The following is a 16,810-nucleotide window of genomic DNA, read 5'->3' as shown; positions in this document are numbered from 1 at the left end:
TCCGAACGGGGGCGGAGGAGGAGTCGATGAGGGACCGCGCGCGGGGGTGCCTGCTCGGGCTCGCCATCGGTGACGCCATGGGCGCCCCCGCGGAGAACCTGACGGCCGAGGAGATCGCCGCCCGCTGGGGCACGGTCACCGGTTTCCTGAACGACCGGCCGTCGGGGACCGACGACACCGAGTACGCGGCGTTCAGCGCGTTGCTGCTGCTCGAGCACGGTGCCGAGCTGACCAGCGACGACGTCGCCGACGCATGGATCCGGCACCTGACCGGCCGCGAGGGCGGGTTCCCCGGCGCAGGGTTCAGTGAGCTCGGCACCATCGAGAACCTGCGGGCCGGGCTGCGGCCGCCGGCCAGTGGGCGGCACCTGCACTCGTGGAGCGACGGCCTCGCCATGCGGGCCGCGGTGCACGGCGTGTACGCGGCGGGCGACCCGGCGACGGCGGCCCGGCTGGCGGCCGTCGACGGCGCGGTCAGCCACGACGGCGAGGGCGTGCACGCCGGTGTCGCCGTCGCCGCCGCGGTCGCCGTCGCGATGACGGGGACGGCGATGCCGCAGGAGATCGCGGCCGCCGCCCTCGCCGCCGTCCCGGCCGACTCGTGGACGGCGCGCTCGCTGCGGGCCGGCGTCGTCCACGCGGGCGACGTGCCCGCAGTGCTGGACGCCGTCGTCGTCCGGTCCTATCCGTGGACGGACCTGGCGCCGGAGGCGGTCGCGCTGGCGTTCGGCGCGTTCCTGGCGGCGGACGGCGAGTTCACCGGCGCGGTGACCGGCGCCGTCGCCATGGGCCGCGACGCCGACACCACCGCCGCCATCGCCGGCGCGCTGGCCGGGGCGCACGGGGGCCTCGGATGCGTGCCGGCGGACTGGCGGCGACAGATCGGGCCGGTCACCGGCCGCTGCCTGGGCGAGGTGGTCGCGGGGCTGCACCCGCTGGACCTCGCCGACCGGCTGGCCGACCACCTGGAGGCGGACTCGTGAGCGAACGGCAGGACCGCACCGCCGGGGCGCTGCTCGGGCTGGCCATCGGCGACGCCGCGGGCTGGCCCGCCGTCCGGCACCGTGCTCGGCTGCTGCCGCCGTGGACCCGGCGCCTGCACCGCGAGCTCGACGCGTTCGCCGAGAACGAGCAGGTGACGACGTTGCCGGTGCCGTTCGCGCTGAACCAGCCGACGGCGCCGCTGCGGCTGGGCCCGGGCGACGACGCGGAGTGGGCGGCGTGGACGCTGAGCTGGCTGGGCGCGGCCGCGCCCGCCTTGAGCCGCGACGACGTGCACGCGCACTGGCGGGCCGTGGCCGTCGGCGGCGCGCTGCCGCGCGGCCGGATCAGTGTCGCCGCCGCGGCCGACGCGCTGCGCCGTGATCTCGACCCGCCCGTCACCGGGCACGACAACCCGCACCACTTCGACGACGCCGCCGCGGTCCGCGCGGTCGCGATCGGCCTCGTCGCCGACGGCCCGGAGACGGCCGCCACGCTGGCCGGCTGGGACGCCGAGGTCACCAACGCCGGCGACGGCCTGGCCGCGGCCCGGGCGGTAGCCGAGACGATCGCGCGGCTGGTCCGCGGTGAGCCGCTGGCCGCCGCATGGGCCGCGGCCGCCGCCGGGCTGCCGGCGGACGGGCTGCTGGCGGCGTCCGCCGAGCGGGCGCTGGCGGTGACGGCCGACGTGGGCAGCGCGGCCGAGGCGGTCCCCCTGCTGGACGAACCGGCCGGCCACGTCTACAGCTACGGCGTCGCCGCCGCGCAGACGCTGCCGGTGGCCGTCGCGTTGGCGCACGCGGCCGAGCGGGCCGGGGAGCGGCCGATCGCCGCCGTCACGGCCGCGGCCTGCCTGCCCGCGCTGGCCGACAGCGCACCCGCGTTGACGGGCGCGCTCACCGGTGCCGCTCACGGGTCGAGCGCGCTGCCCACGACGTGGGCCGAGCGGTGCCGGCGACTCGCCGGCTGCTGCGCGGCCGAACTGGCCGGCCTCGACCTGGTCGAGCTGGCAGGTTCCATCGAGGAAAGGGCGCTCGCCGCGGCCGACCGCGAGGTCACCGGCGGCGGCTCCCACAAGGGAAAGGAAACCAGTGTTGACCAGTGACGCACTCATCGACACCGCGGTCGGATGCCTGACGGGAGCCGCCGTCGGCGACGCGCTCGGTGGTGCGACGGAGGGCTGGTCGCCACAGCAGATCCGGGACCGGTGGGGCGGCTGGGTCGAGGGCATCGTGCCGCCGTACTACGAGGACTGGCGCACCGCGCGGCCCATCGCGCCGTACCACAAGGGCGACGGCAACGTCACCGACGACACCCTGATGACGCACCTCGTGGTCGACGTGTACGAGCAGGCCGGCGCCCACCTGACGGCGTACGACGTCGCCGAGCGGCTGGTGCCGCTGATGATCGGCCGCAAGGTCTGGATCCCCGAGCTGGAGGCCGAGGCACTGCCGTTGCAGCGGGTCTTCCTCGCGGAGAAGTACATGGCGCTGCGGCTGCACTGGGGGCACGCCGACCCGCGCGAGGCCGGCGTCGGCAACGCGGTGAACTGTGGCGCGGCGATGTACATCGCGCCGGTCGGCATCGTCAACGCCACGGACCCGGAGACCGCCTACGCCGAGGCGGTCGACGTCGCCGGCGCGCACCAGTCGTCCTACGGACGCGAGGCCGCCGGCGTCATGGCCGCCTGTGTGGCCGCGGCCGCGGCGCCCGGCGCGACGGTCGACGATGTGCTGGCCGTGGCGGTGCGGCTGGCCAAGGACGGGACGAGGGCGGGCATCGAGGCGGTGCTCGACACCGCGGCCTCGATCGGGCACTGGACCGAGGCGGTCGAGTCCGGCAAGCTGCGCGCCGCCGTCGCGCCGTACGACACCGTCGGCGAGGACTACCGCAACCAGGGCCTCGGCGCCCGGCGGCCGAGCCGTGTGCACACCATCGAGGAGCTGCCGGTCGCGCTGGGCTTCCTGGCCATCGCCGGCGGCGACTGGCGCGACGCCGTGATCGGCGGCGTCAACTACGGCCGCGACTCCGACTCGATCGCCTCGATGGCCGGGGCCGTCGCCGGGGCGCTCGGCGGCCGCGCGGCGGTGCCGGCCGACCTGGTGACGGCGGTCGCGGCGGCCAGCAAGGTGGACCTCGCAGGGCCGGGGGAGCGGCTGGCGGCGGTGACGGCGCGGGTGCGGGCGGCCGACCAGGCCCGCCGGCAGGCGGTGGACCAGGCTTTCGGCGGACTCATGGGAGAGGCGGGGGCATGAGGCTGACCTGGATCCAGTCGGAGGACCTGGTCGGGCACGCGTTCGCCCAGGCCGCCGAGGACGGTGTCGACGTCGCCGACCTGCGCTCGCGATGGACCGCGGCCGGCGGCGACGACGCGCCGGTGCGGTCGGGCGCGTCCGACGTCGCGGCGCCGCCGGAGCTGCGGGCGCTGGCCGCCGAACTGCTGGACGAGATCGACGCGCGGCCGTCGCCGTTCGACGCGGCCGAGCCGACCGCACTGGACGAGCTGCGGGCGGCCTGGCCGGCGGGCGAGCCCGGCGGCGTGGCGCCGTCGCCGGACCGCGTGCACGGCGCCTGGCTGGGCCGCGCCGCCGGCTGCCTGCTCGGCAAGCCGGTGGAGAAGATCTCGCGCGCCGGGATCCGGGAGATCCTGGAGGCGACCGGCCGCTGGCCGCTGGCCGGCTGGTTCACCGCCGCCGGCCTGCCCGACGACGTCGCGGCCCGCTGGCCGTGGAACCGGCGCAGCGCGACGACCAGCCTGGCCGAGAACATCGACGGCATGCCCGAGGACGACGACCTCAACTTCCCGATGCTGAACCTCGCGCTGCTGGAGACCCGTGGCGCAGATTTCACCACGGTCGACGTCGCGGAGAGCTGGCTGGCGTCGCTGCCGGCCGGACGGGTGTTCACCGCCGAGCGGGTCGCCTACCGCAACCTGCTGCTCGGCCACCTGCCGCCGGCCACCGCGACCGTGCGCAACCCGTTCCGCGACTGGATCGGAGCGCAGATCCGCGGCGACGTGTTCGGCTGGACGCGACCCGGGGACCGCGCGGGCGCGGCCGAGCTGGCCTGGCGAGACGCCGTCCTGAGCCACACCCGCAACGGCGTGTACGGCGAGCTGTTCGCGGCCGCCGCGTGCTCGGCGGCGCTGGTCGCGTCGTCGGTCGACGAGGTCCTGGACGCCGGGCTGTCGGTCGTGCCGGCGTCGTCGCGCTACGCCGAGGCGGTCCGCTTCGCCCGCGAAGCGGCCGCGAAGGAACCGGGCTGGGAGGCCGTCGTCGACGCGATCGAGGCCCGCTACGGGCACCTGCACTGGGTGCACGTCCTGAACAACGCCGCGCTGGTCGTGGCCGCGCTGGTGCACGGCGACGGTGACTACGAGCGCTCGATCACCGCCGTCGTGAGCGGCGGCTGGGACACCGACTCCAACGGCGCCACGGTCGGCTCGATCGTCGGCGCATTGACCGGCGCCGCCGCGCTGCCGCAGCGGTGGATCGCGCCGCTGCGCAACCGCATGAGCACCACGCTGGCCGGGTTCGACGGCATCGGCTTCGACGCGCTGGCCGCCCGGACGATCGCCGCGGGGGAGGCACTGCGATGATCGCCGTCCTCGGCAGCGCCAATATGGACCTCGTCGCCACCGTCGACCGCGCGCCCGGCCGCGGCGAGACCGTCACCGGCCGCACCTTCACCACCGTCCCCGGTGGCAAGGGCGCCAACCAGGCGCTCGCGGCGGCCCGGGCCGGTGGCGACGTCGCGTTCCTCGGCGCCGTGGGCGACGACGACTTCGGCCGGCGCGTCACGGCGCTGCTCGCCGGCGCCGGCATCGACGTGTCCGGGCTGGCCGTGAGCGACCAGCCCACCGGGACCGCGCACATCACCGTCGACGCCACCGGCGACAACTCGATCGTCGTGGTGCCGGGCGCGAACGCGACGGTGACGGCACTGACCGACGCGCACAGGGCCGCCCTGGACGCGGCGCAGCTCGTATTGCTGCAGCTGGAGCTGCCGTTGCCGCTGGTCACGGAGGCGGCGCTCTACGCGAGGTCGCGCGGCGTGCGGGTCGTGCTGACCCCGGCGCCGGCCGTGCCGCTGCCGCCGGAGCTGCTGGCAGCGGTGGACGTCCTGGTGCCGAACGAGCACGAGGCGGCGCTGCTGGCCGGCGTCGCGGACCCGGTCGAGGCCGCGCGGTCGCTGGCCGCGGGCGGCGGCGACGTCGTCGTCACGCTCGGCGGGCGCGGCGCGCTGCGGTTGCGGGCGGGCGACGAGACCGCGGTGCCGGCGTTCCCGGTCGAGGCGGTCGACACGACGGCGGCCGGCGACACCTTCGCCGGAGTGCTGGCCGTCGGTCTCGCCGAAGGGCTGCACTGGGACGACGCGCTGCGACGTGCGTCGGCGGCGGCCGCGCTGTCGGTGCGGCGGCCGGGTGCGTCGTCGTCGATGCCTGACCGCGCCGAGATCGACGCGTTCCTGGCGGAGGCGTCGTGAGCGGCGAGCCGAACCCGTACGTCCCGCGCCCGATCGACCGGCCCGCGACGGTGCCGCTGGCCCCGTCCGCCGACCTGTCGGTGCTGGACGAGGCGAAGATCTTCGCCGCGCCGGACGACCCCGCGGACTGGGCGGCGTGGCGGTCGGCGCTCACCCGCTGGCGGACCGGCGCCCGGGTGGGCTACGACGGGTCGCGCTACGACGTCGAGCGCACCGACGGGTTCGTCGTCGCGCTGACCTGGCTCTGGGACGAGCTGCTCTACGACCACGCGACCGGCCGGTTCGACGTCGGCGGCTACCTCACCGCGGCCACGCGGGAGTTCGGCGGGTTCGACGGCGTCGTCCTCTGGCACGCGTACCCGAACGAGGGCATCGACGAGCGCGACCAGTTCGCCTTCTTCGACGTGCCCGAGCTGCCGTCCGTCGTCGCCGCCTTCCAGGCCGCGGGGGTGCGGGTGTTCGTCTCGTACTACCCGTGGGAGGAACGGCCGAGACACGCTTCTCAGTCGAGGCCGCACATGTCCGGTGCCGGAGTCCTTGTTGATCTGGTCGACCGCCTCGGCGCCGACGGCGTCTTCCTGGACAGCTCGAAGGAGGGCTCGGCCGAGGTCCGCGCCGGGCTGGACGCGCTGCGGCCGGGGCTGTCGATGGAGGGCGAGTCGCGGCTCCCGCTGGCCCGCGTGCACGACCACACGACGTCGTGGGCGCAGTGGTTCGCCGACTCACCCGTGCCGGGCGTGCTGCGAGCGACCTGGTTCGAGCGTCGCCACGTGCTGCACCACACGCGCCGCTGGAACCACAGCCACCTGGAGGAGCTGCAGTCGGCCTGGCTGAACGGCTCCGGGATCCTGGTGTGGGAGACGGTGTTCGGCGTCTGGGTGGGCTGGAGCGCCCGGGACCGGTCGCTGCTGCGCTCGATGCGCCGTGTGCAGCGCGAGTACCGCGACTGGCTGCAGGGCGAGGACTGGACGCCGCTGGCCGATCACCCGGGCGACGGCGCGCCGGTGTACGCGTCGCGGTGGGTGCACGACGGCGTCGCGTTGTGGACCGTGGTGAACCGGAGCGACGCCGAGTGGTCCGGTCCCTGGCTGGTGACAGACGTCGCGCCGGGAGCGTTCACCGAGCTGACCACCGGCGCGGCGCTGACGGTGACGAAGCGCGACGACGGGCGGACGGTGATCGGCGGCCGGCTGCCCGCCGGCGGGGTCGCGGCCGTGCTGGCCGCCGACGTCGCGCCCGGGTCCGTCGCCGTCGATCCGGACGCGACCTTCCCGCGGCGGCCGGCGGTGCGGGTGCCGGCGCCCGCGCGGGTGGTCGCGGCGGTGCCGCCCGGTCTGGTCCGGGTGGACGGCGGCCGGCACGACCTCGTCGTCCGGTACCGCGTCCGCGAGACCGGCCTCTACGACGAGGCGCCGTACGTCGACGAGTGGAAGCCGCTGCCGCCGCGCCTGCATGCCGCCGGCACCGCGCACCGCCGCGTCGCCGTCGAGCCGTTCGCGATCGGCCGCACGGAGGTCAGCAACGACGAGTTCGCCGCGTTCCGCGCCGCGACCGGGTACCGGCCGCTTCGGCCGGAGCGGTTCCTCGCGCACTGGCGCGACGGCGTGCCACCGGCGGGCCGCGGCGCCGAACCGGTCACGTACGTCGACCTCGCCGACGCCCGCGCGTACGCCGCGTGGGCCGGGTGGCGGCTGCCGGCCGAGGACGAGTGGCAGATCGCCGGCGAGGCCGGGCTGCTGGAGCGCGGCGCGCCCGCCGTCTGGAACCTGACCGAAAGCGAGCACGCCGACGGCCGCACCCGGTTCGTCGTCCTCAAGGGCGGGTCGGACTGGGTGCCCAGCGGGTCGGACTGGTACTTCGACGGCGGCCGCCGCGCGCCCGGCTTCTCGGCGAAGTACCTGCTGATGGGCGCGGGGCTGGACCGGTCGCCGTCCGTCGGCTTCCGCTGCGCCGTGGGGGTGACGACGTGAACGGGCCGCTGACCGGGCTGCGGGTCGTCGATGCCGCGACGCTGTTCGCCGGGCCGATCGCCGCGATGCACCTCGGCGACATGGGCGCCGACGTCGTCAAGGTCGAGCACCCGCGCCGGCCGGACCCGTCCCGCGGGCACGGGCCGGCGAAGGACGGGCAGAACCTGTGGTGGAAGACGCTCGGCCGCAACAAGCGGACGATGACGCTGGACCTGTCGCACGAGCGTGGCCAGGAGGTGTTCCGGCGGCTGGCGCGCGAGTCCGACGTCGTCATCGAGAACTTCCGTCCGGACACGCTGGAGCGGTGGAACCTCGGCTACCCCGAGCTGTCGAAGGAGAACCCGGGGCTGATCCTCGCGCGCGTCACCGGCTTCGGGCAGATCGGCCCGTACCGGCGGCGGCCCGGGTTCGGCACGCTGGCCGAGGCGATGAGCGGGTTCGCCGCGATGACCGGTGAGCCGGACGGCCCGCCGACCCTCCCGCCGTTCGGGCTGGCCGACGGCATCACGGCGCTGGCGACGGCGTTCGCGGTCACGGCCGCGCTGTCGTCCCGGGCCGCCAGCGGGCGAGGGCAGGTCGTCGACCTCGCGATCATCGAGCCGATGCTGTCCGTGCTCGGGCCGCAGCTGACCCGGTGGGACCAGCTCGCGACGGTGCAGCAGCGGACCGGCAACCGGTCGGCGAACAACGCGCCGCGCAACACGTACCGCACCTCCGACGGCCGCTGGGTCGCGGTGTCGACCAGCTCGCAGAGCATCGCCGAACGGGTCATGCGGCTGGTCGGCCGGCCCGAGGTCGTCGACGAGCCGTGGTTCGCGACCGGCTCCGGCCGGGCCGCGCACGTCGACGAGCTCGACGCCGCCGTCGGGGCCTGGGTCGCGGCGCGGACCCGCGACGAGGTGGTGGCGCAGTTCGAGCGGGCCGAGGCCGCGGTGGCGCCCGTCTACGACGCGTCGGACCTGGTCGTGGACCCGCAGCTGGCCGCGCTGGAGACCGTGCTGCGGGTGCCGGACGCCGACCTCGGCGAGGTCGCGATGCAGAACGTGCTGTTCCGGCTCTCCGAGACGCCGGGAGCGGTGCGGTGGGCCGGGCGGGCGCACGGCGCCGACACGTCCGACGTCCTGGTCGAACTCGGCTATGCGGTGGATGACATCGCGGCGCTTCGCTCCGAGGGAGTCGTATGAGCCTGGTCCTGACCCTGCTGTACGTGCCCGCCGACCGGCCCGACCGCGCCGAAAAGGCGCTGGCCTCGTCGGCCGACGTCGTGATCCTCGACCTCGAGGACGCGGTGGCACCGTCGGCGAAGTCGTCGGCGCGGGCCGGCGTGCTGTCCGTGGTGCCGGCCGCCGACCCGGCGCGGGACGTGCAGGTGCGGGTCAACGCTCCCGGCACGCCGTGGTGCGCGGACGACCTCGCGCTGGTCGCCGGGCTGCCTCCGTCGGTGTCCGTGCGGGTGCCGAAGGTGTCGTCGCCTGCCGACGTCGCCGCGGTGCGCTCGGTGGTGGGGGACCGTCCGGTGCACGCGCTGCTCGAGACGGCGGCCGGGGTCGAGGCGGCGTACGCGATCGCGTCGGCCCTGGGCGTGGCGTCGATCGGGCTGGGCGAGGCGGACCTCGCGTCCGACCTCGGGTTGCCGACCGACGGGGCCGGCGACGGGGCCGGCGCCGGGCTGGCGTGGTGCCGGCAGCGGCTGGTGGTGGCGGCACGGGCGGCCGGGCTGCCGGCCCCGGCGATGGCCGTCTGGACCGACCTCTCCGACGCCGACGGCCTCGCCGCCTCGTGCGCGCGCGGCCGCGAACTGGGCTTCGTCGGCCGGGCCGCGATCCACCCGAAGCAGCTGCCGGTCATCGAGGCCGCCTTCCGCCCGTCGCCGGACGAGGTCGCCCGCGCGGCCGAGGTGGTCGCCGCGGTCGAAGCCGCGGCGGCCTCCGGCTCCGGCGTCGCCGTCCTCCCCGGCGGCCGCTTCATCGACGTCGCGATGGTCGAGCAGGCCCAGAAGGTGCTCGCCCTCGCCGACCGCACCGCCGCCGCGGCCGCCGAGGTGGTCGGACCGCGCTGACGCACCTGGACCCTGGGGATCCAGGTGCTGCGCGGCGACCTGCTGGCCGCCGACGCCGACGCGCTGGTCGACGCGGTGAACATCCGCGGCGTCATGGGCGAGGGCAGGGCCGCTCAGTTCAAGGCGGCCCACCCGGCGATGGTCGAGGCCTACGCGGAGGCGGCTCGGGCGGGTGAGTTGCGCCCCGGCCGCAGACACGTGTGGCCCACCGGCGCGAGCGATGGTCCGCGCTACATCGTGAACGAGCCCGATGGTCGGTCGTGGGGCGGCAAGGTCCGGACTCGGCCACCTTGGCAAGGCTCGTCGCCCCGCACATCGGGATGAGCCGGACGCTCGGGCGACCGTGGACCTTGCCAAGGAGGTGACAGGCCTTGCCAAGGCAGGCCACGCCGCTTCCACACCCGGCAGACCAGCGCGGTGAACGCTCCTTCGTCGCTCACGACCACGAGAGATCCTTCGGACTCACTCATCTAGGGTGGCGGTGTGCTGGACCAGCGAGTCGTCGCGCGGTTGCGGGCGGCGGGGTGTGTGTTCGCCGAGGACGAGGCGCGGCTGATCGACGAGACCGCCGCCACCCCGGCCGAGGCCGAGGCGATGGTCGTGCGGCGAGTCGCCGGGGAGCCGCTCGAGCACGTCCTGGGCTGGGCCGAGTTCGCCGGGCTGCGCGTCGCCGTCGATCCGGGCGTGTTCGTGCCCAGGCACCGCAGCGAGCTGCTCGTCGACCTCGCGCGGCGGCGGGTGCGCCCGGGCGCGGTGGTCGTCGACCTGTGCTGCGGGACAGGGGCGCTCGGGCTCGCCGTCGTCCGCGGGGCCGGCGATGTCGAACTGCACGCCGCCGACGTCGACCCTGCGGCCGTCGCGTGCGCGCGCCGCAACGTCGAACCGGCCGGCCGCGTCCACCAGGGCGACCTCTACGGCGCGCTGCCGAGCGGGCTGCGCGGCCGCGTCGACGTGCTGCTGGCGAGCCCGCCCTACGTGCCCACGGCGGCCATCGCGCTGATGCCGCCCGAGGCCCGCGAGCACGAACCACTCACCGCCCTCGACGGCGGCGGCGACGGACTGGAGTTGGTGCGGCGCATCGCCGTCGGCGCGCCGGACTGGCTGAGCGACGACGGCGTCCTGCTGCTGGAGATGAGCGCCGCCCAGGCCGCGGCCGCCGTCGACGCCCTCACGGCGGCCGGCCTGACGGCGACCGAGCACCACGACGACGAATCGACCGTCGTGCTGGGGCGAATGCCGGGCTGAGGCCCGGCCGGCCGGCCGGGGGTCGGGCGGGTCACGGGCCGGCGGGGCGGCTGTCGAGCTGAGGGGCCGGCCGGGGTCGGGCGAGCGGGGACGAAGGACCTGTTCGCCCGGCCGTCGCACCCGTACACCGCGGCGCAGCCGGTGCTGTCGGTGCCCGCCCGTAGGGTGGGTGCCCTCCCAGCCGGGCGGGTACCGAACCGTGGGCAAGCAGGCTGGGCTCGGGCAGGTCGCGACCACACGGGCGGGTACCGAACCGTGGGCAAGCAGCGAGGATACCGGCGGGGAGTCGTCACCTCCGCAGGGGATGACGACTCCCCGCCGGTGTCAGGTCGCTACTGCCAGAGCGCGTTCGCGACCTGCGGGAACAGGCCTTCCGGATGCGACCGGTAGAGCGGTTCGGTCGCGAACAGCGTGACGTCGGCGCCGCCGGCCAGACCGCTGACGACGACCGGCTGACCGGCCGCGGCCTCCGACCCGACCCAGTGCCCGGCCAGGAAGAAGCCCTCGGTGCCCAGCCGCTGGTCGACCCGCACGCCGGCGCCCAGGCCGGTGAAGTGCCGCGGCGAGCTGACGAACGACGACGGCAGGGCGCTCGCGGTCACGGGCGAGTCGGCGGAGTTCACGACCGCGACGATGCCGTTGGCGTCACTGCGTGCGACCACCGCCGACACCGGCAGCAGCGCGGCCCGCTCGTTGAACTGCACGCCGCCGTTGCCGCGCCCGACGATCGTGCCGCCGGCCGCCCGCCAGGCCGCGAACGCCGCCTGCCGGGTCGCGTCCAGCTGCCTCGGGTCGAACCCGGTGGTCGAGACATACAGGGCGTCGAAGTCGGCGAACGAGTACGTCCCCGCGTTGAACCCGGCCGCCGTCACGTTCGTCGTCGCGAAGCCCATGCGAGCCAGCGCGTGCAGTTCGTCGGCCGGGGCGCTGGTGCCGACCCGCGCCACGTCGACCGGCACCGCTCCACGGACCGCACCGGCACTCAGCGCGGAGAACGCGATGCCGTACGAGGCCGCCGCATCCGCGACGAGGTCACGCGCCGACCCCGGCACCGTGAACACGCCGTCCGCCGTCCGCCGCACGGGCACCCCGGCCGCGACGAACGCGTTCACCGCCCGGATCCCGGCCAGTGTGCCGGCGCTGAAGCCGTAGTGCGCGGGCCGCCCGGGCGCCACCCACCCCGTCGGCGCCACCGACGACAACGGCGACAGTGCCCGGCTGTCCAGCGAGCTCCCCGCGGGCACCGTCGCGACCGACGCGCCCCACAGGTACGCCTGGCTCCACGCCGAGATGTCGTACATGGTCGGGAAGTCCGTCGTGACGTCGCGTCCGACATCGAGGATCGTGCTGGCCAGGCCGCGCTTGGCCTGGTGCAGGTCGACGACGTACGAGCCGGCCGCGTAGGTCGTGCCGCCGGCGGTGAACGGCCGCCGCGCCTGGTGCACCTCGACGTCGTTGTCGAGGAGGAACTGCGCCAGTCGCGCGGCGGCCGCGTCTCCGCGCCGCTCGGCCGGGACGACGTAGGCCCGCGGGTAGTCCTGCAGGAACGTCTTCCCGTTGTCGCCGAGCGCGAGCGACAGGGCGAGGTCGTCGTCGATCGGACGGGACGACTCGCCGGCCTCGCCGCGCCGGAAGATCTCCAGCTGGTCGGCGAGCAGGCTCATCCGGTTCTCGTGCGCCCAGGCGAAGTTCGCCTCGATGGTGGCCCGGGCGACGGCGGTGTTGATGCGGGTCCGCTCGTGCCGTTCCGCGATCTGGCTGTCCGGGATGCCGCGCGGGTTCAGCGGGATCTCGACGGTGTGCCCGACGGCGCCGTGGTACATCGCGTACATCGGCGTGAAGATCGGCGGCCAGTCGTCCCAGCCGTCGGTCTGGTTGCGGAACGGGATGTTGACGGCGGTGACTCGCGGCTCGCCGAGCGCCAGCACCGCCTGCTCCATCGCCAGGCCGTTGCGGATGGCCTGGCGGATGTAGAGGTCGTACTCGTAGTTCTCGCCGTGCGGGCCGGTGGTCGGCTCGATCAGCGTCGTGCCGGTGTAGCCGTGCTCGTCCAGCATGGTCAGCGGGTCGTACCGGATCAGCTGAGCGCGCACGGCGCGCGACTCCGGCTGCGAGGCGGTGATGTAGTCGCGGTTGATGTCGAACCCGTTGCCGTTGGCGCGGGTGCCGGCGACGCGGCCGTCCGGGTTGTTCGTGACCACCATCGCGACGACGTGCTGGTCGAGCAGTTCGGCCACCTCGGCGTCGGACGAGAACGCCAGCTCGTCCAGCACCTGCAGCGTCGCGTCGGTGCCCTCCCACTCGTTGCCGTGGATGTTGCTGTTGACGAACAGCGGCGACTTCCAGTCGTCGTACTCGCCGGCCTCGAGCGCGTCGATCGCGGCGTCGGGGTCGGCGGTGCGCAGGTCGGACAGCCGCTGCCACTCGGCCCACTCGGCGTCGGTCATCGGCGACGTGACGACGACGAGGTGCAGGTCGCGGCCGAGCGCGGACTGGCCGATGATCTCGACGCTGACGCGGTCGCTGTCCTGCAGCGCCCGCAGCGCCGGTGGGATCGCGTGGTACGGCGTCAGGTTCAGCGGGATCGAGGCGTCGTTCGGGTTCACCGGCACGTCGGCGATGACGTCGTCGCGCGGCCGGCCCGGCAGGCCGGTGGTGGCCGTGACGGAGAACGGCGACAGCAGGGCGCCGGCGTCGGGGGCGCCGACCGACGGCGTCAGCGACGAGGCCGCCGAGCGGTCCTCCGGAGTGCGCACGACGGGAGCGAGCACGTCGTCGGGTGCGGCCGGCGCGGACAGCGCCGCGGACACCGTCAACACGAGTCCGGCGAGGCCGGCGGCGGGCAGCGTGCGAGTCCACATGAGGCGGCCCCTAAGGACGTGGGCTGGCAGAGGTGCTGGTCATCCTGTCGTCTCCGGCCGGGCGGTGACAAGAGGTTGCGCAGAGCAAGATCCGTCCGGTACGCGGCCGCGTTCCCGTGTGATTTCTCCCGATTCATGGTGACTCAACCGGCCGACTTGCCGTCAAGGCTTCCAATCGAGGCGAAATCGGCCATAGGTTACAGGTCGACCCCGTCCGACCGGCGGGGCCTTGTCATGCCGTACGACTGAACGAGGAGCGCCGATGACACGACCATCGAGAGCGCCGGGGAGGCGCGCCGTCACCCGGCGCGCAGGACTCGCCGCGACCGCCGCGGTGGCCCTGGCCGCCGGGACTCTCGGCACCGTCGCCGCCGGCACCGCAGCGCCCGCGGCCGACGGCTACCTCGGCACGCTCTCCGAGCTGGCCGGGCTGCCGGAGCCGGCGGACGAGCTGATCCACGAGCCCACCGGCGCGTGGTTCGTCGAGCTCACCGCGAAGCCGGTCGCCGACGGCGGCACCCGCGCCGCGGCGCAGCGCCAGCACGACCGCTTCCTCGCCGAGGCCGACGCGCTCGGGGCCGACCTGGACGTCCGCTACACCTACGACCGGCTGTGGAACGGCCTCTCGGTGTCGGGCTCCGAGGCCGACATCAGCCGGCTGGCCGGCTCTGCCGAGGTCGCCGCGGTGTACCCCGTCGTCACCGTCGACGCGCCCGACCCGGCGACCACGGAGCCCGCGATGGACTCCGCGCTTGGCATGACCGGCGCCGACATCGCGCAGAGCGAGCTCGGCTACACCGGCGACGGCCTCAAGGTCGGCATCGTCGACACCGGCATCGACATCGACCACCCCGACCTCGGTGGTGGCGGCACACCCGGCGCGACGACGTTCCCGACGGACCGCGTCGTGGCCGGCTACGACTTCGTCGGCGACGACTACAACGCCGACGACACCTCGGCCGCCTACCAGCCGGTGCCCAGTCCCGACGACAACCCGGACGACTGCAACGGACACGGCAGTCACGTCGCCGGGATCGTCGGCGCGGGCGGCGACAGCGCCGCCGGCGGCGTCCTGGGTGTCGCGCCCGAGGTCGAGTTCGGCGCGTACCGCGTGTTCGGCTGCGGCGGCTCGACGACGTCGGACATCATCCTCGCCGCGCTGGAGCGGGCGCACGCCGACGGCATGGACGTCGTCAACATGAGCCTCGGCGCCGGCTTCGTCACCTGGCCGGAGTACCCGACGGCCACGGCCAGCGACGCGCTCGTCGACGACGGCGTCGTGGTGGTCGCGTCGATCGGCAACAACGGCACGTCCGGCACCTGGTCGGCCGGCGCGCCCGGCGTCGGCGAGAAGGTCATCGGCGTCGCGTCGTTCGACAACACCGAGTACGACGCGCGGATGTTCACCGTCACGCCGGACGGCCGTGAGTTCGGCTACGCGGAGGCCGCCGGCGCGCCGTCGGCGCCCACCGAGGGCGACCTGCCGCTGTCGCGCACCGGCACACCGGCCTCGACGGCGGACGCCTGCACCGCGACCGGCGCGCTGCCCGACCTGAGCGGCACCGTCGCGCTGGTCCAGCGCGGCACCTGCCCGTTCTACGAGAAGGCCCGCAACGCGCAGCAGGCCGGCGCCGCCGCCGTCGTGCTCTACAACAACGTGCCCGGAGCGTTCGCCCCGACGGTGGCGCCGACGACGCCGGCCGACCCGCCGATCACCGTCCCCGTCGTCGCGCTCGACCAGGAGTCCGGCCGCGAGCTGGACAGCCGCATCGCGGCCGGCTCGGCGACGCTGACCTGGACCGACGAGACCACCACGGTCGAGAACTCGACGGGCGGCCTGATCTCGTCGTTCAGCTCCTACGGCATGGCGTCGGACCTGTCGCTGAAGCCGGACCTCGGCGCGCCGGGCGGGCTGATCCGCTCGACCTACCCGCTCGAGGACGACGGGTACGCCGTCATCTCCGGCACCTCCATGGCGTCGCCGCACGTAGCCGGCGCCGTCGCGCTGCTGCTGCAGGCGCACCCGTCGCTGACGCCGGGCGAGGTCCGCGACGTGCTGCAGAACAGCGCCGACCCGGCCGACTGGTCGCTGATCCCGGACGCCGGGTACGTCGAGCCGGCCCACCGTCAGGGCGCGGGCATGCTCGACATCGACGACGCGATCCTGGCGTCCACCGCGGTGAGCCCGGGCAAGCTCTCGCTCGGTGAGAGCGAGGCGGGGCCGTCGGCGCAGACGCTGACGCTGACCAACGACGGCGACGCGCCGGTGACGTACGAGCTGTCGCACACCGACGGCATCAGCACGGCGGGCGCGCCGAACAACCCGTCGTTCTTCGAGGGCGGCGCCACGGTGGCCTTCTCGGCGCCGTCGGTGACGGTGCCCGCGGGCGGCTCGGCGACCGTCGACGTGACGGTGACCGCGCCGGCCGAGCCTGACCTCGGCCAGTACGGCGGCTGGGTCGTCCTGACGCCGGCCGACGGGCAGCCGCTGCGGGTGCCGTTCGCCGGCTTCGTCGGCGACTACCAGCAGCTGCCGGTTCTGACCGATGCCGGGTTCGGGCTGCCGGCCCTGGGCGACGTCACGGCCTGCGACCGGTACGTCGGCGTCAACTGCACCATGGGCGGCGAGTACGACCTGCTGCCCGACGGCGCGACGTTCTCGATGACCGAGGGCGACCACCCGGTCGTCATCGCGCACCTGGAGCACGCGGCGCAGAACGTGTCGCTGCAGCTGTTCCATGCCAAGGCCGACGGGACGGCCGGCCGCCCGTTCGCGGGGGGCCGGTTGAACACCGTCCTCTCCGAGGACTTCGTCGGCCGCAGCAGCGCGGCGACCGCGTTCAACGCCTACACCTGGGACGGCACGCGGCCGCGCGGCAGCGGCACCGACCGGCGGGTCCCCGTGCCCGACGGCCGCTACGTCCTGCGGCTGACAGCCACCAAGCCGCTGGGCGACCCGTCCGACCCGGATCACGTGGAGACCTGGGACTCCCCGGTCATCGTCGTCGACCGGAACTGACGGCTGGCACCGACGGGCGCCGTCACCCCTCGGGGTGGCGGCGCCCTCCGCCGTCCCGCCCCCGGCTGCCCGTCCCCGCGCCCCACCCTCCGCCGTCCCGCCCCCGCGGCCGCACCCGCCGTCCCGCCCCCGCGCCCCACCCTCCGCCGTCCCGCCCCCGCGGCCCCACCCGCACCCGTGGCCCCACCCG

General features: G+C 75.2%; 12 protein-coding genes. 11 read left to right on the top strand and 1 reads right to left on the bottom strand.

Going from position 1 to position 16,810, the window contains the following annotated elements; all coding sequences use genetic code 11:
* The first annotated feature begins 26 nt into the window (after positions 1-26).
* The 10 genes from DZA62_RS27950 to DZA62_RS27905 all read left to right on the top strand — a co-directional run bounded on the left by DZA62_RS27950 (position 27) and on the right by DZA62_RS27905 (position 10,740).
* Positions 27-983, top strand: coding sequence for an ADP-ribosylglycohydrolase family protein (locus DZA62_RS27950; protein ID WP_198664279.1), 957 nt, complete (start codon positions 27-29; stop codon positions 981-983).
* Entirely contained in the window at positions 980-2,086 is a 1,107-nt protein-coding gene (locus DZA62_RS27945) for an ADP-ribosylglycohydrolase family protein (RefSeq protein ID WP_116952243.1), read from the top strand. Before DZA62_RS27950 ends, DZA62_RS27945 begins: the two co-directional genes overlap by 4 nt.
* Positions 2,073-3,236 carry an ADP-ribosylglycohydrolase family protein gene (locus DZA62_RS27940; RefSeq protein WP_408619775.1) on the top strand — a complete coding sequence of 388 codons (1,164 nt, stop codon included), beginning with the start codon at positions 2,073-2,075 and terminating at the stop codon, positions 3,234-3,236. Before DZA62_RS27945 ends, DZA62_RS27940 begins: the two co-directional genes overlap by 14 nt.
* Complete coding sequence (locus tag DZA62_RS27935) at positions 3,233-4,579, top strand: ADP-ribosylglycohydrolase family protein (RefSeq protein WP_116952242.1); 1,347 nt, start codon at positions 3,233-3,235, stop codon at positions 4,577-4,579. The genes DZA62_RS27940 and DZA62_RS27935 overlap by 4 nt, the downstream gene beginning before the upstream one ends.
* Complete coding sequence (gene rbsK / locus DZA62_RS27930) at positions 4,576-5,466, top strand: ribokinase (protein ID WP_116952241.1); 891 nt, start codon at positions 4,576-4,578, stop codon at positions 5,464-5,466. The genes DZA62_RS27935 and rbsK overlap by 4 nt, the downstream gene beginning before the upstream one ends.
* The gene (locus tag DZA62_RS27925) at positions 5,463-7,436 is read left to right on the top strand and encodes an SUMF1/EgtB/PvdO family nonheme iron enzyme (protein WP_116952240.1); all 1,974 of its coding nucleotides are present in this window, start codon (positions 5,463-5,465) and stop codon (positions 7,434-7,436) included. Before rbsK ends, DZA62_RS27925 begins: the two co-directional genes overlap by 4 nt.
* On the top strand, positions 7,433-8,620 hold the full coding sequence (locus DZA62_RS27920) for a CaiB/BaiF CoA transferase family protein (RefSeq protein ID WP_116952239.1): 1,188 nt from the start codon (positions 7,433-7,435) through the stop codon (positions 8,618-8,620). The genes DZA62_RS27925 and DZA62_RS27920 overlap by 4 nt, the downstream gene beginning before the upstream one ends.
* Entirely contained in the window at positions 8,617-9,495 is an 879-nt protein-coding gene (locus DZA62_RS27915) for an HpcH/HpaI aldolase/citrate lyase family protein (RefSeq protein ID WP_116952238.1), read from the top strand. The genes DZA62_RS27920 and DZA62_RS27915 overlap by 4 nt, the downstream gene beginning before the upstream one ends.
* A 24-nt stretch (positions 9,496-9,519) precedes the next feature.
* Positions 9,520-9,819: a macro domain-containing protein gene (locus tag DZA62_RS27910; protein WP_116952237.1), complete on the top strand. Its 300-nt coding sequence runs from the start codon at positions 9,520-9,522 to the stop codon at positions 9,817-9,819.
* A 162-nt stretch (positions 9,820-9,981) separates the two neighbouring features.
* Entirely contained in the window at positions 9,982-10,740 is a 759-nt protein-coding gene (locus DZA62_RS27905; RefSeq protein WP_116952352.1) for a putative protein N(5)-glutamine methyltransferase, read from the top strand.
* 332 nt (positions 10,741-11,072) lie between these two features.
* Here DZA62_RS27905 and DZA62_RS27900 read toward each other — a convergent pair whose 3' ends face one another.
* Positions 11,073-13,601, bottom strand: a complete 2,529-nt coding sequence (locus tag DZA62_RS27900; protein WP_116952236.1) for a M14 family zinc carboxypeptidase — start codon at positions 13,599-13,601, stop codon at positions 11,073-11,075.
* 262 nt (positions 13,602-13,863) lie between these two features.
* Here DZA62_RS27900 and DZA62_RS27895 point away from each other — a divergent pair, with 262 nt between their 5' ends.
* Positions 13,864-16,620: a S8 family serine peptidase gene (locus tag DZA62_RS27895; protein ID WP_116952235.1), complete on the top strand. Its 2,757-nt coding sequence runs from the start codon at positions 13,864-13,866 to the stop codon at positions 16,618-16,620.
* The last annotated feature ends 190 nt before the right edge of the window (positions 16,621-16,810 follow it).

The sequence above is a fragment of the Jiangella endophytica genome, from assembly GCF_003427025.1.
GTDB lineage: Bacteria > Actinomycetota > Actinomycetes > Jiangellales > Jiangellaceae > Jiangella > Jiangella endophytica.
Note: the sequence above shows the minus strand (reverse complement) of the source record. Positions and strands in the feature narration are given on the sequence as shown.